The organism is Pseudomonas sp. LPB0260 (assembly GCF_013388395.1).
Genome location: NZ_CP058247.1, coordinates 5,875,977 through 5,896,274 on the forward strand (window position 1 = coordinate 5,875,977; position 20,298 = coordinate 5,896,274).

A 20,298-nucleotide genomic window follows, 5' to 3' on the forward strand; every position below is an offset into this window, starting at 1 on the left:
TAAACAAAACCCACTGCGGCTGCAGTGGGCTTTGGGTTCAGGCGGGACGCCCCCGGATTAGTGGGTGGCGGCTTCGGACTTGGTGCCGTCCTGGTGCCATTCGTAGACGACGAAGCTGAAGTCTTTCAGATCGCCCTTCTCGTCGAAGGCCAGGGTGCCGGTCGGGGTGTCGAAGCTGTTGGCGCGCAGGGCAGCGGCCACCTTGGCGGTGTCGGTGTCACCGGCCTTGGCGATGCCTTCGGCGATCACCTGTACGGCGGCATAAGCCGGGAACACGAACGGACCAGTCGGGTCCTGGTTCTTGGCCTTGAAGGCCTCGACCAGTGCCTGGTTCTTCGGATCCTGGTCGAAGGACTTCGGCAGGGTCACCAGCAGGCCTTCGGAAGCCTCGCCGGCGATGGCGGAGATTTCCTTGTTACCCACGCCTTCCGGACCCATGAACTTGGCTTTCAGGCCCTTCTCCGACGACTGGCGCAGCAGCAGGCCCAGTTCCGGGTGGTAGCCGCCGTAGTAGACGAAGTCGACGTTGGCCTGCTTGAGCTTGGAGATCATCGCCGAGAAGTCCTTGTCGCCGGCGTTGATGCCTTCGAACAGGGCGACGTTGACACCCTTGCCTTCCAGGGTCTGCTTGACCGCGGTGGCGATGCCTTCACCGTACTGCTGCTTGTCGTGGATGACCGCGACGCTCTTCGGCTTGACGTGGTCGGCAATGAAGTTGCCGGCGGTCGGGCCCTGCAGGCTGTCCAGGCCGATTGTGCGGAACAGCAGCTCGTAGCCACGGGCGGTGATGTCCGGGCTGGTGGAGGCCGGGGTGATCATCAGGATGCCTTCGTCTTCGTAGATGTCGGACGCCGGCTGAGTGGAGCTGGAGCAGAGGTGGCCAACCACGAACTTCACTTCGTCGTTGACGATCTTGTTGGCTACGGCAACGGCCTGCTTCGGATCACAGGCGTCGTCGTACTTCACGCCTTCGAGCTTGGCGCCGTTGATGCCGCCGGCCTTGTTGATCTGCTCGATGGCCATTTCGGCACCGATGAATTGCATCTCGCCGTACTGCGCAACGGCGCCGGTTACCGGACCGGCCATGCCGATCTTGATGGTGTCAGCCGCTACCGAGTAGCTGGCAACGCCGGCCATGGCCATGGCGGCAAACAGTTTGGAAATCTGCTTAGTAGCCTTGTTCATAGTGCTCCACTCTTATTGGTCTTTCATTGTTGTAGTTCTGGCGGCCAAAGCTGCAGAACCGGGTTGTTTCCCCGGCTGTACCCCCGGCAACTGTACCGGTGCAGTGTAGAGCGGCGGTTCTCGCCTTGAAAAGCCGGCTGCTGGGGGCAAAACATCGGGGTGTCGCCTTAATGTAAGGAACGTATAGAAAAACGGCGTGCTTCGACAGCCCTGACAACGCCCTGAATACTTGCCTGGGCGGCGCCCGAAGTTATCATGGCCGCCGACTGAAACCCGGCTTCCACCATAGGGCACACCATGACTGAACAACCTAGCACCCTCTATGCCAAGTTGCTTGGAGAAACTGCTCCCATTCGCTGGCAAGAGCTGCAGCCTTTCTTCGCCCGCGGCGCGTTGTTGTGGGTCGAGGGCGCTCAGGATCTGGTCGCGGTGGCCGAGGCGGTGGCGGAAAACCATCAGGGCAAGGTGGTCGGCTGGTTGCAGGATGGCCTGCTGCGCAAGGTCGACGACAGCCTGGCCGAGGACCTGCTGACGCGTGATCCGCAGCTCTGGGCCGTGGTGGTGGCGCCCTGGGTGCTGGTCCAGGAGCGTGCCGAGCAGCCGCTCTGAACTGTCCCGGTCGGCAGCGATGAGGGCAAAGCGGGCGGCGAGCTACTATGCTCGGGGCTGATCCGCAGAAGGAGCGCCGCCATGTTCCAGCCCGGCCACTTGCACCGCGCCAATCCGGTTGCCACCAGCGATCAACCGGCGTACAGCATCGATCTGTTCTATGAGGTGCGCCAGGATTCGGTCGAGGGCCCGATGTTGCACATGCGCCTGTGCGGAGAGATAGCGGGCAAGCAGTTCGAGGAACAGTTCGAGCTGCACCGAGACACCGCCTTCAACTTCGCCAGCGTCGCCAGCCGTATCGCCCGCAAGCACGGCCTGCCGGCCTCTACCAGCCTGCTGCTGCGTGATCATCAGGAGTACGACCATATGTTCGCCGATATCCGGGCCAAGCTCGGCAGTCATACCGGCGATCCGGTCGATCTCGACCATCTGGAGAAGGATGGCCTGTAAGCGCTAGCCGCTGATCCAGCGCTGGCGCGCCCAGCCGCTGAGGGCGTCGACCCCCAGCACCAGAATCAACATGGCCAGAATTACCGCTGCCGCCTGGGCTTGCTGGAACAGGCTGAGGTGGACGTAGAGCATCTGCCCCAGGCCGCCGGCGCCGACGAAGCCGAGCACGCTGGCCATGCGGATATTGTTTTCCCAGCGGTACAGCGAGTAGGCCAGCAGCTGCGGCCAGACGCCGGGTAGGGTGCCGTAGCAGAATGCCGCGACGGCGCTGCCACCGCCCAGGCGGATAGCCTCGGCTGGCGCGTCCGGGGTGTTTTCCAGGGCCTCGGCGAACAGCCGGCCGAGCACGCCGCAGGTGTGCAGCGCCAGGGCCAGGGTGCCGGCATTCGGCCCCAGGCCTGCGGCCAACACCACCAGGGCCGCCCAGACCAGCTCCGGCACCGCGCGCAGGGCGTTGAGCAGCAGGCGTGCGCCATTGCGCGGCAGCCAGCCGAGGCGTCCGGCGGCCGGCAAGGCCAGGGCCAGTCCCACGACTGCCGCCAGCAGCGTGCCGATGGCGGACATGGCCAGGGTCTCCAGCGCCGCGTCGCCGATCGAACGCAGGTGCCCGGCGGACAGGTCCGGGCGCAGAAAGCTCGCGGCATAGCCGGCCATCTGCTTGGGGTTGTCGCCGCCGAACAGCCCGCCGAGGTCGATGCCCAGGTAGAGGAAGGAAGCGACCACCGCCGCCAGCAGCGCCAGCAGCAGGGCGCCATTGCCCAGATGGCGCTTCACAGCAGTCGCGCCCGCAGCAGGCGGCTGAGCTGGTCGGCCAGCAGCACCAGGGCCAGGAAGGTCAGCAGCATGCTGGCCACCTCGGCGCCGGCGAACATGCGCATCGACAGTTCGATCTGCTGGCCCAGGCCGCCGGCGCCGACGAAGCCCATCACCACCGAGGCGCGGATCGCGCATTCCCAACGGTACACCGTGTAGGAGAGCATTTCCGCCGCGGCGTGGGGCAGCACGCCGTAGGCGAATGCCGCCAGGCGCGGACTGCCGGCCAGCAGCAGGGCGCGGCTGGGGCGCGGGTCGACCGACTCGAAAATCTCCGCATAGACCTTGCCGAGCATGCCGCTGTAGGTGATGGCGATGGCCAGCACGCCGGCGGTGGGGCCGAGGCCGACGGCGCGCACGAACAGCAGCGCCCAGACGATCTCCGGCACGCTGCGCAGCACGATCAGCAGGGCGCGCACCGGCCAGCGCAGCGTCTGCGCCCACCAGGCCGGACGACCGCCGCGGTGCAGTGCAGAGAGGGACAGCGCACGACTGGCCAGCAGCGCGCCGGGCACGGCAATCAGCAGCGCCAGGGCCATGCCGGCGGTGGCGATGGCCAGGGTTTCCAGGGTCGCGCGGCCCAGCAACTGGAGGAACCCGGGATCATGAGCCGGCGGCCAGAAGTCGTGGAGAAAACGCCCCATGTTCGCGGCGTTGTCGCTGTCGAACAGCACGCCCAGGTCCAGCTCGCTGAGACGCAGGCCCGGCCACAACAGCGACAGGGCGAGCAGGGTCAGGGCCAGGCGCGGCAGGGCGGCCGGGTCGCGTGGGGACGGCGTCAGCATCGCGGGATATGGGGGATCGGCTGAGGCGCTGGGGTCGCGGCCGGCGTGGCCTGCAGCTGGTCGTTGGCGTACAGGGCGGCCAGTTGCGCCGGCTGGATCGCCTTGGGCGGCAGGTCGAAGGCGATGCGTCCGTCGCGCAGGCCGATAATCCGTGGAAAGTGGGCCAGGGCCAGGTCCACCGCATGCAGGCTGGCCAGCAGGGTCAGGCCGCGGCTGTCGGCCTCGCGGTTGAGCACCCCCAGGGTGTGCCCGGCGAGCAGCGGGTCCATGGCCGATACCGGCTCATCGGCGAGGATGATTTCCGGCGCCTGGTACAGCGCGCGGGCAATGCCGACGCGCTGCAGCTGGCCACCGGACAGCTGGTCGCAGCGCTCGAACAGCTTCTCCGCCAGGTCCAGGCGGCCGAGGGCCGCGGCCGCGCCGGCGCTGTCGAGCGGATGCAGCAGGCTGAGCAGGCTGCGGGCCAGCGTCCACTGGCCGAGCTTGCCGGCCAGCACGGCGGTGACCACGCGCTGGCGTGGCGGCAGCGGCGGGCTCTGGTGGATCAGGCCGATGCGCGCGCGCAGGCGTTGGCGCTGGCGGGCGCTGAGCTGCCAGGGCTGCTGGTCGAGCACGCTGACCTGCCCGCTGCTGGGCCGCTGGCCGGTGGCGAGCAGGCGCAGCAGGCTGGTCTTGCCCGCGCCGGAGGGGCCGATGATCGCCACCCGTTCGCCGGGCTGGACGCGCAGGTCGATGTTGCTGAGCGCGACCCGGCCGTTGGCGTGGGCCAGGCCCACGCCCTCCAGGCTCAGGCTCACTGCAACAGGCCGGCCGCGCGGGCTGCTTCCTCGATGCCTTGGTAGTTATCCGCCTTGGTTTCGATGAAGCGGCTGGCGCCTTGCAGGTCGAGGATCGCCTTGTGCGCGGGATTGGCCGGGTCGAGGGCGAGGAATGCGCCCTGGAGCTTGTCGCGCAGGGCCGGCTCGAGGCTGCCGCGCACGGTCCAGTTGTAGTCGAAGTAGGGCGGGGTGGTGGCGATCACCCGGACCTTGTCGCTGTCGACCTTGCCGGCGGCGACCAGCTTGTCCCACACCGAGGCATTGAGCACGCCGCCATCGGCCTTGCCGGCCTGGACCCAGGCGGCGGTGGCGTCGTGGGCGCCGGAGTAGGCGATGCGGCTGAAAAACTGCTCGGGCTCGATGCCGTCCTGCAGCATGAAGTAGCGCGGCATCAGGCTGCCGGAGGTGGAGGATACCGAGCCGAAGGCGAAGGTCTTGCCCTTGAGGTCCTGCAGCGACTGCACGGCGGGATCGGCGCTGATGAACTTGCTGGTGAACTTCTCGTCCTCGGCGCGTTGCACCAGGGGAATCGCGTCACCGGTCTTCAGGCGCGCCTGGACGAAGGTGAAACCGCCCAGCCAGGCCAGGTCGATACGCTCGGCGGCGAGGGCTTCGACCACTGCGGCGTAGTCGGTGACCGGGACGAACTCGACCGGCATGCCGAGCTGCTGCTCGAGGTAGGCCCCCAGCGGTTCGAACTTGCGCAGCAGTTCGGTGGGTGCCTCATCGGGGATGGCCGAGACTCGCAGTGCTTCGGCGGCTTGGCTGATGACGCAGGAAAGGGACAGGGCGAGGCCGGCGACGAGCGCCAGGGATTTCTTGAGCTTCATGGGTTCTCCGGTTCAATAGCGGGGAAAGCGGGGGCGGATTATAGGGACATGGGCGCATTTGCGCAGCTTTCATTGGCGGCGCCGACCGTTAAGATGGGCCTTCCGTTGATTTGGGGAATTTGCCACATGACCGCTGCGTTGCCTTCGATCGCCTTCGCCGGCATCGGCCTGATGGGCCTGCCGATGACCCGCCGGCTGCTCGCCGCCGGCTATCCGCTGAGCGTCTGGAACCGTTCGCCGGACAAGTGCGCGCCGCTGCTGCAGCAGGGCGCACGCCGCGCCGCGAAGCCGGCCGATCTGTGTGCCGATGCCGAGGTGGTGCTGCTCTGCCTGGCCAATACCGAGGTGGTGCGCGAGGTGGTGTTCGGCCCCGGCGGCATCGTCGAGGGCGGCAAGCCCGGGCAGGTGCTGCTGGACATGTCCAGCCTGGAGCCGGCGGCGACCCGCGAGATGGCGGCCGAACTGCTGCAGCGCTGCGGCATGCATTGGGTGGACGCGCCGGTGTCGGGCGGTACCGCCGGCGCCGAAGCCGGCAGCCTGGCGATCATGGCCGGCGGGCGCGCGGAGGATGTCGAGCGGGTGCGGCCGATCCTCGCCCACCTGGGCCAGCGTCTCACCCACATGGGCGCGGTCGGCGCCGGCCAGGTGAGCAAGGTGTGCAACCAGATGATCGTCGCCTGCAATGCCCTGGTGATCGCCGAGGTGGTGGCCCTGGCCGAGCGCGCCGGGGTCGACGCCGGGCTGATCGCCCCGGCCCTGGCCGGCGGGTTCGCCGACTCCAAGCCGCTGCAGATTCTCGCCCCGCAGATGGCCAGCAGCCAGTTCGCGCCGGTCAAGTGGCATGTGCGCACCCTGCTCAAGGACCTGGATACCGCGGTCAAGCTGTCCCGCGAGATCGGCTCGGCGACCCCGCTCAGCGGCCTGGCGGCGCAGCTGATGCGCCTGCATGGCAGCCAGGGCAACCTGGAGAACGATCCGGCGACCCTGGTCGAGCTGTACCGCGAGGGCCAGGCATGAAGATCGCCGCCAACCTGTCGCTGCTGTTCGCCGAGGTGCCGCTGATCGAGCGCGTCGTCGCCGCCGCGGCGGCCGGTTTCGATGGCGTGGAGATCCAGTTTCCCTACGAGGTTCCGGCGATTCGCCTGAAGGAGGCCCTGGCGGCGGCGGGCCTGCCGCTGGTGCTGATCAACCTGCCGGCCGGCGACCTGTTGAGCGGTGGCGCCGGCCTGGCGGGCGTGCCGTCGCGCCGCGTGGCGTTCGCCGCGGCGCTGCAGGAGGCCCTGAGCTACGCGGCGATGGTGCGCCCGGCCTGCGTCAATGTGCTGCCGGGACGGCTGGCCGAGGGCGTCAGCCGGGAGCAGGCGCTGGCCACCCTGAGCGATAACCTGCGCCTGGCGGCCGAGGCCTTCGAGCTGCTGCGTATCCGGGTGCTGGTGGAGGCGATCAACCCGTTGGACATGCCCGGCTTCCTGATCAACACGCCACAGCAGCTGGACGAGCTGCTGCGCACGGTCGATCACCCGAACTGCCTGGCCCAGTACGACCTCTATCACATGGCCCGGCAGGGGCTCGATCCGGTTGCGGGAATCGAGCTGCTGGCCGGGCGTATCGGCCATGTGCAGTTCGCCGACTGTCCCGGCCGCGGGGCGCCCGGCAGCGGCAGCCTGGACTTCAGCGCGGCGCTGGCGGCGCTGCGGCGCAGCGGTTATCGCGGTTGGCTGGGGGCCGAATACAACCCCGGTGCGGCGGGCACGCGGGCCGGCCTGGATTGGCTGGCGAGATGGCGCGCGGACGCCTGAGGCTGGAGTCTCAGCCCGGCGGCGGCACGACGGCGGGGGCGTAGCACTCGATGCGATTGCGCCCGCGCTGCTTGGCCCGGTAGAGCACCTGGTCGGCGCATTTCACCAGCTCGCGCAGGCTCTGTCCGGGTTGCCACTGGGCCACGCCAAAGCTGGCGGTAACGCTGATCTGGGCGGCGGTCGGCTCGTTGGAGATCAGGATGCGCAGTTTTTCCGCGATCACCGCGGCATGCTCGAGATTGGTATGCGGCATGAGGATGACGAATTCCTCGCCGCCCCAGCGGCACAGGCAGTCGGATTCGCGCAGCTGCGCCTGGACGCGCTGGGCCACGGCGCGCAGGACCCGGTCGCCGGCATCGTGGCCATGCTGGTCGTTGACCACCTTGAAGTGATCGATGTCGAAGAACAGCAGGCTGAGCGGCAGCCCATAGCGCTCGGCGCGCTTGATCTCGTTGTGCGCCACTTCCTCCAGTTTCAGTCGGGTCCACAGTCCGGTGAGGGGATCGGTGTTGGCCACGCGCTCGAGTAGCAGGTTGCTGTCGCGCAGCTCCTGTTCGGCCTGCCTGCGTCGACTGACCTCCCGGCGCAGGCGCCGGGACAGGCGGGCGAAGCGCAAGGCGACGATCGCCATCAGCAGCAGGGCCAGCGCGGCGCCGGCGATGACCTGGTAGAGCAGGCGGTGATCGGGTTGCGTCATGCCCTGGTAGAGGAAACCGTCGAGATCACTCGAATCCTCGGCCATGCCCAGTTCCACATAGCTGTCGGCGATGGTCTGCCAGCGTCCGGGGTTCATGTGGCCGAGCTGAACCAGCTCCGGCATGATCAGCTTCTTCAGCTCCTCGGCCTCGAAGCGCAGGTGCTCCAGGGTCTTTTCCGGCGCATAGCGCTGCTGGATCAGCAGGATGCTTTCCTCGATGTTGTCCAGGGCGTACTGCCAGCCCTTGAGGCTGGCGTTGACGAAGGCCTCGACCTGCTCGGGGCGCTGCTCGAGCAGCGCCTCACGGGTGGCCAGCACATCGTTGTAGAAGTTGACCCCGTACTCGCGTGGGTTGATCAGGCGATAGTCGACCCCCTGCTGTTTGAGCCAGTACGGCTCGTTGGAGGTGTAGCCGTCGTAGGCGTCGGTGCGACCGTCGACCAGGTCCTGCGGGTCGAAGCCGGTCGGGCTGATCTGCAGGCGGTCGAGGTCGATGCCTTCGCGCAGCAGGGTGATGCGCAGCTCGGCGCTTTCCGGCGGCTCGAGCAGCATGGCGCGTTTGCCGGCCAGGTCGTGGACCGTGTAGATGCCCGAATCGGCGCGGACGATCCACACCACCGGCGAGGTCTGCATGATCGCCGCCAGCGCCACCACCGGCTTGCCGCGCAGGCGGGCGATGACCAGGCCGCTGTTGGCGATGGCGAAATCGACCTCGCCGGCCAGCAGGGCGCCGATTGGCCTGGCGGCCTGGGGGCCGCCCGGGAGGATCTGCACATCCAGCCCGGCCTGGCGGTAGAAGCCTTTCTCCAGGGCCATGTAGTAGCCGGCGAACTGGAACTGGTGCAGCCAGCGCAGTTGCAGGCGCAGTTTTTCCGCTGCCAGCGCTTCGAATGGCCAGAGCAACTGGGTGATGAGCAGACCGATGGCCAGCCATAGCGAACGGCCGGCGGCAGGCGCCGAGGGCTGGATGGCAAGCTGGCTGGCAATGGGTACTGACATGAAGGCCCGTCGCTGGTCTGGCGTTTTGATGCCTGCTATGACGATGGACAGCGAACGCCATGGCGTCAACCGGCCGGCGTTCAGCGACAGCGCGTCAGCAGGGGCAGGGATTCGGCCGCAGCCGGCTGCTGGCGCAGGAAGTCCAGCAGCTGCAGCAGCGGCAATGGCCGGCTGAGCAGGTAGCCTTGCAGGTAGTCGCAACCATGTTCCTGGAGGAAGGCCAGCTGTTGCGGAGTCTCCACCCCTTCGGCGACGACCTTCAGGTGCAGGGTGTGGGCCATGGCGATGACCGCCTGGATGATCTCCATGTCCTGGCGCGAGGCCGGGACGTCCTGGATGAAGGAGCGGTCGATCTTCAGGGTGTCGAGGGGCAGGCGCTTGAGGTAGGCCAGCGAGGAGTAGCCGGTGCCGAAATCATCGATGGACAGGCTCACGCCCAGCTCGCGGATCTGCTGCAGCAAGGCGACGGCGCGGTTGATGTTGCCCATCAGGGCGTTCTCGGTCACCTCCAGTTCCAGGCGTTGGGCGGCGACCCCGGAGCTGCCCAGGGCATCGCGCACCTCCTTGAGCAGTTCCTCCCGGCCCAGGTTCAGCGCCGAGCAGTTCACCGCGACGCGCAGCTGCGGGTAGCCGGTATCGCCCAGCAGGCAGAGGTCGCGGCAGGCGCGCAGCAATACCCAGGCGTCGAGTTCGCCGATGAAGCCATTGGCTTCGGCGATGCCGACGAAGCGGTCCGGGGTCAGCAGGCCGTGCTCCGGGTGCTGCCAGCGCACCAGGGCCTCCAGCTTGCTCACCTGGCCGCTGTGCAGGTCGAGGATCGGCTGGTAGTACAGCAGCAGGCCCTGGTCGCGTTGCAGCGCGGTGCGCAGTTGCTCTTCCAGCTGCAGTTCGAAGCTGGCCTTGATCTTCAGTGGCGCGCTGAAGAACTGGGCGTTGTTGCGGCCGCTGCCCTTGGATTGGTAGAGGGCGAGGTCCGCGTGCTTGAGCAGCTCCTCGCAGCTTTCCCCGTCCTTGGGGAACAGGCTGATGCCGATGCTGGTGCTCATCACCATGCTGCGTCCGGCCAGGACCACCGGCTCCTTGATGCGCTGCATCACCCGCTGCGCCAGGTGCCGCGCTTCGTCGTTGTCGATCAGGCTGGCGATCACGCAGAACTCGTCGCCGCCGAAGCGGGCGATCACGTCGTTGCCGCGCAGCACGCCGCGGATGCGCTCGGCGAACACCCTGAGCATCTCGTCGCCGGCGGCATGGCCGAGGCTGTCGTTGATCCGTTTGAAGTGATCGATGTCGAGGAACATCACCGCCAGCGGCGTACCCCGCTGCCGATGCTCCTGGATCTTCTCGGCAAAGGCCTCCTCCAGGCCCTGGCGATTGAGCAGGTCGGTCAGGCTGTCGAACTGGGCGACCTGTTGCAGCGAGGCGCGCGCGTGGTCGAGCTGGGTCAGCAGCGAGCTGACCTGCAGCTGTTCGCGCTCCTTGTGCTCCTGCTTGCGGTCGGCCCAGGTCGCGGCCAGGCTGGCGCCGATGCTCAGCAGGGCCACGCTGCCGACGGTCAGAGCCAGTTGCAGGGCATTGGCGGCGCCCTGCTGGTGCAGGGCGGTGCCCAGTGGCACCGCCAGGCTCAGCGAGGCCATGCCGACAAAATGCATCAACGCCATGGCCAGGCCCAGTAGCGCTCCGGCGGCGCCCTGGCAGAGCGTGCGCCGCTCGCCGCGCAGCTGGCGGGCATGCCGGTTGAGCAGCAGCGCGGCGAAACTGCAGGCCAGGGTCAGCGCCACGGCCAGGGCCAGCAGCCAGGGTTGGAAGTACAGGGTGGCGGTCGAGCGTACGGCGTTCATGCCGCCGTAATGGCTGGCCGTGATGCCCAGGCCAATGCACAGGGCGGCGAGCGCGCACTGCCGCGTGCCCAGTTGGCGCTGATCCAGCAGGTGCATCGCCAGCAGCGCCGGAACGAAGGCTGCGAGCAGCGCGAGGAGGGTGGTCGGCAGGTCGTAGCGGATGGCAATCGGTGCCTGCAGGGCCAGCATGGCGATGAAGTGCAGCGACCAGGCGCCGCCGGCCAGGCCCAGGGCGCCCATCCAGCACCACAGGCTGCGGGTGCCTGGGCGCTGGCAACCGTGGGCGCGTTCGGCCATGTCCAGGGCGGCGTAGCCGGCGGCGGCGGCCACCAGGCAGGCCAGCGCCACCAGCCAGGGGTTGTGGGTGAGTTCGAGGATCAGCTGGCCGCCGTGGGGGATGTCAGAGGTCAATCGCAGGTAAAGCCAGTCCATAGCGTGCTCTCTCCCTTACACCTGTCGATGGGGGGTCGCGTCATGCCGTCAGTATAGTGAGGGCCCTTGTCCGACAAGGGGGGATGGGGCAATGGTCGTGACTTTTTGGCGATCAGGCTTATCGCCATTCGATCCAAGAGTCTGGCCCTCGGCGGCCGGCGCTGCACCGCAGAAACGCGACAGGCCCGCATAGGCGGGCCTGTCGTGTCGAGCGGGCGGGACGTTTAGCCGGCCACCAGTACGCGGATCGCCTCCAGGCGCAGGGCCGCCTTGTCGAGCATGGCCAGGCCCTGTTCGCGCTGCTGGCGCAGGGCGTTCAGCTCGTCGTCGCGCACGCTGGGGTTGACCGCCTGCAGGGCGGTCAGGCGCGCCAGTTCCTCGTCGACCTCGGCGGCCAGGCGACGCTTGGCCTCGGCGACCCGCTCGGCGTGACGCGGGGCGATCTTGTCCTCGCCGGCGTTGATCAGCGGGCTCAGGGCATCGCGCTGGGCCTGGACGAACTTGTTGGCGCTGGCCCGCGGCACGCTTTCCAGCTGGTCGTTGAGGGTCTCGAAGGCGACCTTGCCGGCCAGGTCGTTGCCGTTGGCGTCGAGCAGGCAGCGCAGCGCCGCCGGCGGCAGGTAGCGGCCGAGCTGCAGGGTGCGCGGCGCCACCACCTCGCTGACGTAGAGCAGCTCCAGCAGCACGGTGCCAGGCTTGAGCGCCTTGTTCTTGATCAGCGCGACGCCGGTGTTGCCCATGGAGCCGGAACGCACCAGGTCCATGCCGCCCTGCACCATGGGGTGTTCCCAGGTGAGGAACTGCATGTCCTCGCGGGCCAGGGCCTGGTTGCGGTCGTAGGTGATGGTCACCCCCTCGTCGCTGCCCAGGGGGAAGCTGGCGTCCAGCATCTTCTCGCTGGGGCGCAGGATCAGGGCGTTTTCCGAGTGGTCCTCGCTGTCGATGCCGAAGGCGTCGAACAGCGCTTCCATGTAGATCGGCAGGGCGAACTGGTCGTCCTGCTCGAGGATCGCCTCGACCAGCGCCTCGCCCTCGCCGGCGCCGCCGGAGTTGAGTTCCAGCAGGCGGTCGCGGCCGGCGTGCAGTTCGCTCTCCAGGCGCAGGCGCTCCGCCTTGGCGTCGTCCACCAGGCGCTGCCACTGCTCGTCGTCGCCGCCTTCGAGCAGCGGCAGCAGGCGGGCGCCGAACTGGTGCTGCAGGGCGTTGCCGGTAGGGCAGGTGGCGAGGAAGGCGTTGAGGCCCTGGTGGTACCAGTGGAACAGGCGTTCCTGGGGGCTGTTTTCCAGGTAGGGCACGTGCAGCTGGATGCGGTGCTTCTGGCCGATGCGGTCGAGGCGGCCGATGCGCTGCTCGAGCAGGTCGGGGTGGGCTGGCAGGTCGAACAGCACCAGGTGGTGGGCGAACTGGAAGTTGCGACCCTCGCTGCCGATTTCCGAACAGATCAGCACCTGGGCGCCGAATTCCTCGTCGGCGAAGTAGGCGGCGGCGCGGTCGCGCTCGAGGATGCTCATGCCCTCGTGGAACACCGTGGCGGGAATGCCCTTGCGCACACGCAGGGCGTGCTCCAGGTCCATGGCGGTCTCGGCGTGGGCGCAGATCACCAGGACCTTGAACTTCTTGAGCATCTTCAGGGTGTCGATCAGCCACTCGACCCGTGGGTCGAAGTGCCACCAGCGCTGCTCGTCGTCGACCTCGGGCTGGGCCTGGAAGCTGACCTCGGGGTAGAGGTCAGGGTGCTCGCCGATCGGCAGCTCCATGTACTCGTCCGGGCTCGGCAGCGGGTAGGGGTGCAGCTCGCGCTCGGGGAAGCCCTGCACCGCCGCGCGGGTGTTGCGAAACAGCAGGCGGCCGGTGCCGTGGCGGTCGAGCAGCTCGCGCACCAGGCGCGCCGCGGCTTCCTGGTCGCCATCGTTGACCGCGGCCAGCAGGCCTTCGCCTTCCATGCCGAGGAAGTCGTGGATGGTGCGGTGTGCGGTGGTCGACAGCTGGCCCTTGTCCAGCAGCTCCTGCACCGCCTCGGCGACCGGGCGGTAATGGGCGCTCTCGGCGCGAAAGGCCTCCAGATCATGGAAACGGTGCGGGTCGAGCAGGCGCAGGCGGGCGAAGTGGCTGTCCTGGCCGAGCTGTTCGGGAGTCGCGGTGAGCAGCAGCACGCCGGGGATGACGCCGGCCAGTTGCTCGACGAGGGCGTATTCCGGGCTGGCATGCTCCGGATGCCAGACCAGGTGGTGGGCCTCGTCGACCACCAGCAGGTCCCAGCCGGCGGCGAACAAGGCATCCTGGGCGCGCTCGTCCTCGCGCAGCCACTCCAGGGCGACCAGGGCCAGCTGGGCGTCCTCGAAGGGGTTGCTGGCGTCGCTCTCGATGAAACGCTCGGCGTCGAACAGCGCCACCTCGAGGTTGAAGCGCCGGCGCATCTCCACCAGCCACTGGTGCTGGAGGTTCTCCGGCACCAGGATCAGCACCCGGCTGGCGCGGCCGGTGAGCAGCTGGCGATGGATCACCAGGCCGGCCTCGATGGTCTTGCCCAGGCCCACTTCGTCGGCCAGCAGCACCCGCGGGGCGATGCGATCGGCCACTTCGCGGGCGATGTGCAGCTGGTGGGCGATGGGTTGCGCGCGGGCGCCGCCCAGGCCCCAGAGCGGTGACTGCAGCTGCTTGCTGGTGAACTCCAGGGTGCGGTAGCGCAGGGCGAACCAGGGCAGCGGGTCGATCTGGCCGGCGAACAGGCGATCGCTGGCCAGGCGGAACTGGATGAAGTTCGACAGCTGGGTTTCCGGCAGGCTGATGCTTTCGTGCTGGCCATTGAGGCCGTGGTAGACCAGCAGGCCGTCGATGTCCTCGACCTCCTGCACGGTCAGCTTCCAGCCCTCGAAATGGGTGATCTCGTCGCCCGGGGCGAAGCGCACGCGGGTCAGCGGGGCATTGCGCGCAGCGTACTGGCGGGTCTCGCCAGTGGCCGGGTAGAGCACGGTGAGCATGCGGCCGTCCTGCATCAGGATGGTTCCCAAGCCCAGCTCCGCTTCGCTGTCACTGATCCAGCGTTGCCCCGGTTCGTATTGCGCCATGCCTGTCTCCCCGCGTAAAAAAGCCGGCTATGGTAACGGAACGTCGGGCCCAGGCCAAAGGCGCAATACACCTGCCAGGCACTTAACGGCGTCGCCCGAGTCGAAAGTGTAGTTAGGCTGCTCTCAAGTCGGCGTGCAGCTGGCCGACAGCCTGACCAAAGGAGGGCGTAATAACGTGCTACCCCCCATCCCCCACAGCCTGGCACCGGTCACGGTGCAGCGGGACGTGATCAAGCCCAAGCCCGAGGTGCCGCCGGTGACGCCGGCGGCCGAGGGGGCCAAGGAAAGCGGCGTCAGCCTGGACAAGCGCCACCCGCAGGAGGCCGCCGAGCTGCTGCGCGAAGAGCAGCGCCAACGCCAGCGGCGCGGCTACAGCGCCGAAGAGCTGGCCGAGGGCGAGGTGGAGCAGGAGGATGCGCCACTGCTCGACGAGCTGCCGCGCCAGGGCCTGTGGGTGGATGTGGAGGTCTGAGCCGCGCACAATGCCGGCATCCACCCGACGCTTTTACCGACGAATCACCAGTGAGCCTGTTCCCCGATACCCCGTTGCAGTTGGCCGATGCCCAGTTGGACTTCCAGCCGGGCTGGCTCGACGCGCCGACGGCCGACAGCTGGCTGGGCCAGCTGCTGCAGGAAACGCCCTGGCAGCAGCCGCAGCTGCGCCTCTACGGGCGCCTGCACCCGGTGCCGCGCCTGGTGGCCTGGTACGGCGATGCCGAGGCGAGCTACCGCTATTCCGGCCTGATCCACCGACCGCTGCCCTGGACGCCGCTGCTGGCGCATATCCGCCAGCGCCTGGAGGCGGCGGTGGGGCAGCCGCTCAACGGCGCGCTGCTCAACTACTACCGCGATGGCCAAGACTCCATGGGCTGGCACAGCGACGACGAGGCGGAACTGGGCGCCAACCCGTTGATCGTCTCGCTCAACCTGGGCGGCACCCGGCGCTTCGACCTGCGCCGCAAGGGGGGCTCGGGCATCGAGCACTCCCTGGAGCTGGGCCACGGATCGCTACTGGTCATGGCCGGCCCGACGCAGCATTATTGGCAGCATCAAGTGGCGAAGACGCGCCGGCCCAGCGCGCCGCGTCTGAACCTGACCTTTCGCCTAATCCGGTCGCCCGCATGAGCAAAGACGAAAACCTGATCGATTTCAGCGCCGAGCGCGACAAGCGCATCCATGACCTGCACGACAAGCGCCTCGACGAGATGCGCCAGAAGTTCGAGCAGGTGCTGCCGTTGGCCAAGGCCAGGAAGAAGGCCAAGGGCAAGCCGAAGAAGCGCTGAGTCGCCGCGTCAGCCAAGCCGATCCGTTGATCTGGATCAGCTTTTCCCCGCCTGTTGTTATCCCGCCTCACGGGCCCTTGACCTGGATCAAGGATCGCCCTGCTGCCCCTGCTAACTTGCCGTCATCGCGACAGGCTCAAGACAGGAGGCCAGCATGTTCATCGATGTGGTAGTTCTCGCCGGAGTCGGCACCGTCGGCCTGATGCTGGCCTTCTTCGCCGGCGTCGGTTATTTCATCTGGAAGGATTCGCACGGGCGCAAGCAGGGCTAGTTGCGCCGAAGGGGCACAGGCACGCAAGGCAATTCGGGCGACTCAGGTCGCCCTTTTTTTTGTTGCCGGGCACTGCCGGCACTCCCGCTAGTCGAGGCGCTTGCTGACCCGCAGCACCGCGACGCCCAGCATCAGCACGGTGAATGCCAGCAGCGCCAGCATTTCCGGCCAGAGTTCCAGCAGGCCGGCGCTGCGCAGCATGATGCCGCGCGCCAGGCGCAGGAAGTGGGTCAGCGGCAGCAGCTCGGCGAACCACTGTGCGGCCCGGGGCATGCCGGCGAAGGGGAACATGAAGCCGGACAGCAGGATCTGCGGCAGGAAGGTGAAGAAGGCCATCTGCATGGCCTGGAACTGGGTGCGCGCCAGGGTCGAGAGGAATACCCCGAGGGCCAGGCTGGCGACGATGAACAGCAAGGCGGCGCCGTACAGCTGCAGCAGCGAACCGCGCACCGGCACGGCGAACAGCAGGCCGCCGACCAGCAGGATCACCGTTACCTGAATCAGGCCGATGCCGACGAACGGCAGGACCTTGCCCAGGGTCAGTTCCCAGGGCGACAGCGGCGTGGCGATCAGCATCTCCAGGTTGCCGCGTTCGCGCTCGCGCACCAGGGCGATGGCGGTGAACATCACCAGGGTCATGGTGAGGATCACCCCGATCAGCCCCGGCACCGTATTCAGCGCGGCGCGCCGCTCGGGGTTGTAGAAATTGACCACCTCCACCGCCTGGCGGTTGCCCCAGCCCGGCAGCGGATAGGCCGCCAGCTGCCGGGCCGAGGCCTGCACGCTCTGGTCCGATCCGTCGACCAGCAGCTGCAGCGGCGGGCGCTCGCGGCGTTGCAGGCGGGTCTCGAAATCCGCCGGCAGCACCAGGGCGGCGCTGATCTTGCCCTGGCGCAGCAGGTCGTCCAGCTGCTGTGGGCTGTGGGCCCGATAGCGCAGCTCGAGCACCTGGCTGGAGCCGATCTCCGCCACCACCTCACGCGCGCGCGCCGTGCCGGCCTGGTCCAGCACGGCGGCGTCGATGCCGCGCACGTCCATGTTGATGGCATAGCCGAACAGCACCAGCTGCAGCAGCGGGATGCCGACGATCATGGCGAAGGTCAGGCGGTCGCGGCGCAGCTGGCGCAGCTCCTTGATGACGATCGCACTCAGCCGGCGCAGGTTCATCGGCGTGCCTGCACGGGTTGCTGGGTGACGCTGACGAAGACGTCCTCGAGGTTGGCCGGGGCCTCCTGCAGGCGGGCGTCGATCCGCGCGTCGTCCAGGCGCGCGGCAACCGCGGCGCGGGCGTCGGCACCGGCCACCAGCACCCGCAGGCTGGCGCCGATCTGCGCCATGGCCAGCACCTGCGGGCAGCCCTGCAGCGCGCGCTGGGCCTGGCGCGGCTGCGCGCACTGGATCAGCAGCGGCCGGCCTGGCAGGGCGTCGAGCAGCTCGCGCGGGCTGCCATCGGCGACCAGGCGGCCGTCATCGAGGATACCCAGGCGGGTACAGCGCTCGGCCTCGTCCATGTAGTGGGTGGACACCAGCAGGGTGGTGCCGGCCTCGGCCAGCTCGAACAGCGAATCCCAGAACTCGCGGCGCGACTGCGGGTCGACCGCGCTGGTGGGCTCGTCCAGCAGCAGCAAGTCGGGCTGGTGCAGCACCGCGCCGGCCAGGGCCAGGCGCTGCTTCTGCCCGCCACTGAGGGTGCCGGCCATCTGCCGGCGGCGGTCGGCCAGCCAGTAGCGCTCCAGCAGCTGCTCGATGCGCGGCCGAGCCGCAGCCTTGCTCAGGCCCTGGACGGCGGCGAGAAACTGCAGGTTCTCCAGCACGCTGAGGTCCTCGTACAGCGAGAACTTCTGGGTCATGTAGCCGATGCGCCGCTTCAGCGTCTCGGCGTCGCGGGGGATCTGGCAGCCGAGCACCTCGATCTCCCCGGCGCTGGGCAGCAACAGGCCGCAGAGCATGCGGATGGTGGTGGACTTGCCGGAGCCGTTGGGGCCGAGGAAGCCGAACACCTCGGCGCGGCGCACCTCCAGGTCGAGTCGGTCGACCGCGCTCAGGGTGCCGAAGCGCTTGCTCAGGCCGCGGCAGCGGATCACCGCGTCTGCGCTACTCATGGTGCTGGCGCTCGGCGCGCAGGGGCAGGCCGGCCGGCAGGCGGCGCGCCGCCTCGCCCTGCAGGCGCAGTTCGGCGCGGTACATCAGGCGGCTGGCGTCGTCGCCGCTGAGGGCGAAGTAGGGGGTGAAGCTGGCCTCGCTGCGGATGCTGCCGACTATGGCGGTGAACGGCTGGGCGACGCCCTCGACCCGCACCTGCAGGCTGTCGCCCAGGGCGATGCCCGCGCGCTGGCTGGCGGGGATGTAGACCCGCGCGTAGGGCTGCTCGCCGACCAGCAGGCTGACCAGTTCGGCGCCACGCGGCGGCTGGTCGCCGGGCTTGAACGGCAGGGCGTCGACCCGGCCGGCGCGTGGCGCGTGCAGGCGCAGGCGCTGGCCCTCGAGCCGCAACAGCTCCAGGCTGGCGCGGGTGCCCTGCAGGCGCGCGGCAGCCTGTTCCAGCTGTTCGGGGCGGGTGCCGTTGCTCAGTTCGCGCAGCTGGGCGTCGGCCGCACGGCTGGCCGCGCGGGCCTGGTCGCGGCTGGCGCGGGCGCGATCCAGCTCGGCATCGGCGAGCAGGCCGCGCCGGTGCAGGGTGGCGCTGCGCTGGAAGCTGCGTTCGGCATCGACCTGGGCGGCGCGGTTTCGCGCCAGGCGGGCCTGGGCCGCCTCGATGCTCTCCAGCCGCGCGCCATTGCTCAGCTCGCGCAGGCGCGCCTCGGCGCCGGCGACTTCGGCGCGGGCCTGGGCGATGCGCGCGTCCTGGCGCCGCGGGTCCAGCTCCAGCAGCAGCTGGCCGGCCGCGACCCGCTCGCCCTCGACCACGTGCCAGCGCAGCACGGGTTCCGATAGCTCGGCCGGCAGGCCGATACGGTCCCATTCCAGGGTGCCGAGCAGCACCGTCTCGCCCGCGCGCTCGCAGCTGCCGAGGAGGGTGAGCAGCAGCAGGCCCGGCAGCAGTCTGGGCATTTCAGGCCTCCATCCCGCGTTCGAGCAGGGCCAGGGTGTGGGCGACCAGCGCCTCGTCACCGATCTGCGGGTTGGCGAAGATGCCGCGCCATAACGGCGCGGCGGCGTAGGGCAGCATGGTCAGGCCGATCAGCGAGACCACCAGCAGGCGCGGGTCCAGGTCCGGGTTGAGGGCGCCGCGGGCCTGGGCGGCGGCGAAGCGCTGGGCCAGCAGCAGGGGGATCAGCGGGGCGATGCGTTGGCTCAGCTGTTCGCGCAGCATGCCGCCCTCGCAGAGAATCTCGCGCACCCACAGCGGCGGAATCCACGGGTGCTCGATCACCATCTCGCTCATGCCGCGGACGAAACGCCCGACCAGTTCACGGGGGTCGTCGCCGGCCTGCTGCAGGCCGCTGGCGACGCCGCGGATCAGCGGCAGGAAGCGCTCCTCGATCATCGCCTCGACCAGGCGCGTCTTGTTGCCGAAGTAGTAGTTGACCAGGGCCGGGGTGACCCCGGCCTGCTCGGCGATGCCGCGCAGGCTGGAGGCCTTGATGCCGGCATGGGCGAAGGCCTCCACGGCGGCATCGAGCAGGCGTTCGCGCTGCTGGGGGGCATCGCCGCTGGGCCGGCCAGGTGAGCGGGGGCGGGACATGCGCGGCTCCGGGGTCGCGGCGTTTATTTAAATATAAGTTTAATTAAACGCCGCGAACGGGCCGGGTCATCTGCCGAACGGCAGTCTGCACGCCGTGGGCGCGATCAGGCAGGGGAAGGGCAGGCGGCTGGGCACCCCACTAGAGGTGTCCAGCCGGGGGCGCCCAGCCGGGGGCGCCCAGCCGGGGACGCCCAGTCGGGGGCTAGGCGCCCCCGGGAACGACTCAGCGGGTGCCGAGGAAGTCGCGCTTGCCGACCGCGACGCCGTTGTGGCGCAGGATGGCGTAGGCGGTGGTGTAGTGGAAATAGAAGTTGGGCAGGACGTGGTCGAGGAGGAAGGCCTGGCCCTGGAAGTGGGTTTCCTTGTCGCGGCGCTTGAGGGTCACGGTGCGCTCTTCGCTGCCGTCGATCTGCCCGGGACTGACGGCCTGGAGGAATTCCAGGGTCTTGGCGATGCGCGCCTGCAACTCGGCCAGGGTGGTTTCGTCGTCGGCATGGCTCGGCGGTTCGACGCCGGCCAGCAGGGCGACGCCGGCCTTGGCGCCGTCGCAGGCGATCTGCACCTGGCGGCTCAGGGGAAACATGTCGGGCGCCAGGCGCGCGTTGAACAGCACGCTCGGGTCGAACTTGCGCGCCTCGGCGTCGGCCGCGGCGAGGCCGAGAATGGTCGACAGGTTGTTAAGCTGGCGGACGAAGACCGGGATGGACGCTTGGTACATGGACAGGGACATGGAGCT

At 68.7% G+C, this 20,298-nt stretch carries 21 protein-coding genes; 8 read left to right on the forward strand and 13 right to left on the reverse strand.

Features of this window, described 5'->3' with window-relative positions:
- Window positions 1–57: 57 nt before the first annotated feature.
- On the reverse strand, window positions 58–1,185 hold the full coding sequence (locus LPB260_RS26345; RefSeq protein WP_208708841.1) for a branched-chain amino acid ABC transporter substrate-binding protein: 1,128 nt from the start codon (window positions 1,183–1,185) through the stop codon (window positions 58–60).
- 297 nt (window positions 1,186–1,482) lie between these two features.
- On the opposite strand from LPB260_RS26345, the gene LPB260_RS26350 reads away from it, so the two are divergent.
- On the forward strand, window positions 1,483–1,794 hold the full coding sequence (locus LPB260_RS26350) for a DUF2288 domain-containing protein (protein WP_208708842.1): 312 nt from the start codon (window positions 1,483–1,485) through the stop codon (window positions 1,792–1,794).
- 81 nt (window positions 1,795–1,875) lie between these two features.
- On the forward strand, window positions 1,876–2,244 hold the full coding sequence (locus LPB260_RS26355; protein WP_208708843.1) for a DUF5064 family protein: 369 nt from the start codon (window positions 1,876–1,878) through the stop codon (window positions 2,242–2,244).
- A gap of 3 nt (window positions 2,245–2,247) precedes the next feature.
- On the opposite strand, the gene phnE is transcribed toward LPB260_RS26355, so the two are convergent.
- The 4 genes from phnE to LPB260_RS26375 are packed head-to-tail and all read right to left on the reverse strand — an operon-like array spanning window position 2,248 to window position 5,490.
- Window positions 2,248–3,018, reverse strand: coding sequence for a phosphonate ABC transporter, permease protein PhnE (gene phnE / locus LPB260_RS26360; protein ID WP_208708844.1), 771 nt, complete (start codon window positions 3,016–3,018; stop codon window positions 2,248–2,250).
- Window positions 3,015–3,842 carry an ABC transporter permease gene (locus tag LPB260_RS26365; protein ID WP_208708845.1) on the reverse strand — a complete coding sequence of 276 codons (828 nt, stop codon included), beginning with the start codon at window positions 3,840–3,842 and terminating at the stop codon, window positions 3,015–3,017. The genes phnE and LPB260_RS26365 overlap by 4 nt, the downstream gene beginning before the upstream one ends.
- Entirely contained in the window at window positions 3,836–4,639 is an 804-nt protein-coding gene (locus LPB260_RS26370) for a phosphonate ABC transporter ATP-binding protein (protein ID WP_208708846.1), read from the reverse strand. The genes LPB260_RS26365 and LPB260_RS26370 overlap by 7 nt, the downstream gene beginning before the upstream one ends.
- Window positions 4,636–5,490: a putative selenate ABC transporter substrate-binding protein gene (locus tag LPB260_RS26375; RefSeq protein WP_208708847.1), complete on the reverse strand. Its 855-nt coding sequence runs from the start codon at window positions 5,488–5,490 to the stop codon at window positions 4,636–4,638. The genes LPB260_RS26370 and LPB260_RS26375 overlap by 4 nt, the downstream gene beginning before the upstream one ends.
- A 126-nt stretch (window positions 5,491–5,616) precedes the next feature.
- Between LPB260_RS26375 and LPB260_RS26380 the strand changes: the two genes are divergently transcribed.
- Together LPB260_RS26380 and LPB260_RS26385 are read left to right on the forward strand one after the other, a co-directional pair.
- Window positions 5,617–6,507: an NAD(P)-dependent oxidoreductase gene (locus LPB260_RS26380; protein ID WP_208708848.1), complete on the forward strand. Its 891-nt coding sequence runs from the start codon at window positions 5,617–5,619 to the stop codon at window positions 6,505–6,507.
- Complete coding sequence (locus LPB260_RS26385) at window positions 6,504–7,289, forward strand: hydroxypyruvate isomerase family protein (protein WP_208708849.1); 786 nt, start codon at window positions 6,504–6,506, stop codon at window positions 7,287–7,289. Before LPB260_RS26380 ends, LPB260_RS26385 begins: the two co-directional genes overlap by 4 nt.
- A 10-nt stretch (window positions 7,290–7,299) precedes the next feature.
- Here the strand turns inward: LPB260_RS26385 and LPB260_RS26390 are convergent, their stop codons facing one another.
- The 3 genes from LPB260_RS26390 to rapA all read right to left on the reverse strand — a co-directional run bounded on the left by LPB260_RS26390 (window position 7,300) and on the right by rapA (window position 14,323).
- Window positions 7,300–8,985 (reverse strand): GGDEF domain-containing protein, encoded by a 1,686-nt coding sequence (locus LPB260_RS26390; RefSeq protein WP_208708850.1) that lies wholly within the window; start codon window positions 8,983–8,985, stop codon window positions 7,300–7,302.
- A gap of 80 nt (window positions 8,986–9,065) precedes the next feature.
- The gene (locus LPB260_RS26395; protein WP_208708851.1) at window positions 9,066–11,255 is read right to left on the reverse strand and encodes a bifunctional diguanylate cyclase/phosphodiesterase; all 2,190 of its coding nucleotides are present in this window, start codon (window positions 11,253–11,255) and stop codon (window positions 9,066–9,068) included.
- 224 nt (window positions 11,256–11,479) lie between these two features.
- Window positions 11,480–14,323, reverse strand: coding sequence for an RNA polymerase-associated protein RapA (rapA, locus tag LPB260_RS26400; protein ID WP_208708852.1), 2,844 nt, complete (start codon window positions 14,321–14,323; stop codon window positions 11,480–11,482).
- A gap of 175 nt (window positions 14,324–14,498) precedes the next feature.
- Between rapA and LPB260_RS26405 the strand changes: the two genes are divergently transcribed.
- The 4 genes from LPB260_RS26405 to ccoM all read left to right on the forward strand — a co-directional run bounded on the left by LPB260_RS26405 (window position 14,499) and on the right by ccoM (window position 15,877).
- On the forward strand, window positions 14,499–14,795 hold the full coding sequence (locus LPB260_RS26405) for an aspartate-semialdehyde dehydrogenase (RefSeq protein ID WP_208708853.1): 297 nt from the start codon (window positions 14,499–14,501) through the stop codon (window positions 14,793–14,795).
- 50 nt (window positions 14,796–14,845) lie between these two features.
- Window positions 14,846–15,448, forward strand: a complete 603-nt coding sequence (locus LPB260_RS26410; RefSeq protein ID WP_208708854.1) for an alpha-ketoglutarate-dependent dioxygenase AlkB — start codon at window positions 14,846–14,848, stop codon at window positions 15,446–15,448.
- Complete coding sequence (locus tag LPB260_RS26415; protein WP_208708855.1) at window positions 15,445–15,606, forward strand: hypothetical protein; 162 nt, start codon at window positions 15,445–15,447, stop codon at window positions 15,604–15,606. The genes LPB260_RS26410 and LPB260_RS26415 overlap by 4 nt, the downstream gene beginning before the upstream one ends.
- A gap of 154 nt (window positions 15,607–15,760) precedes the next feature.
- Entirely contained in the window at window positions 15,761–15,877 is a 117-nt protein-coding gene (gene ccoM / locus LPB260_RS29185) for a cytochrome c oxidase subunit CcoM (protein ID WP_305888806.1), read from the forward strand.
- A gap of 87 nt (window positions 15,878–15,964) precedes the next feature.
- Here the strand turns inward: ccoM and LPB260_RS26420 are convergent, their stop codons facing one another.
- The 5 genes from LPB260_RS26420 to LPB260_RS26440 all read right to left on the reverse strand — a co-directional run bounded on the left by LPB260_RS26420 (window position 15,965) and on the right by LPB260_RS26440 (window position 20,292).
- Window positions 15,965–17,044 carry an ABC transporter permease gene (locus LPB260_RS26420; protein WP_208708856.1) on the reverse strand — a complete coding sequence of 360 codons (1,080 nt, stop codon included), beginning with the start codon at window positions 17,042–17,044 and terminating at the stop codon, window positions 15,965–15,967.
- Window positions 17,041–17,979 carry an ABC transporter ATP-binding protein gene (locus tag LPB260_RS26425; protein WP_218281515.1) on the reverse strand — a complete coding sequence of 313 codons (939 nt, stop codon included), beginning with the start codon at window positions 17,977–17,979 and terminating at the stop codon, window positions 17,041–17,043. The genes LPB260_RS26420 and LPB260_RS26425 overlap by 4 nt, the downstream gene beginning before the upstream one ends.
- Window positions 17,972–18,928, reverse strand: coding sequence for an HlyD family secretion protein (locus LPB260_RS26430; RefSeq protein WP_208708857.1), 957 nt, complete (start codon window positions 18,926–18,928; stop codon window positions 17,972–17,974). Before LPB260_RS26430 ends, LPB260_RS26425 begins: the two co-directional genes overlap by 8 nt.
- A gap of 1 nt (window position 18,929) precedes the next feature.
- Window positions 18,930–19,562 (reverse strand): TetR/AcrR family transcriptional regulator, encoded by a 633-nt coding sequence (locus tag LPB260_RS26435; RefSeq protein WP_208708858.1) that lies wholly within the window; start codon window positions 19,560–19,562, stop codon window positions 18,930–18,932.
- A 223-nt stretch (window positions 19,563–19,785) separates the two neighbouring features.
- A complete protein-coding gene (locus tag LPB260_RS26440) occupies window positions 19,786–20,292 on the reverse strand; it encodes a DUF1993 family protein (RefSeq protein WP_208708859.1) in 507 nt (168 codons plus the stop codon).
- Window positions 20,293–20,298: the final 6 nt, after the last annotated feature.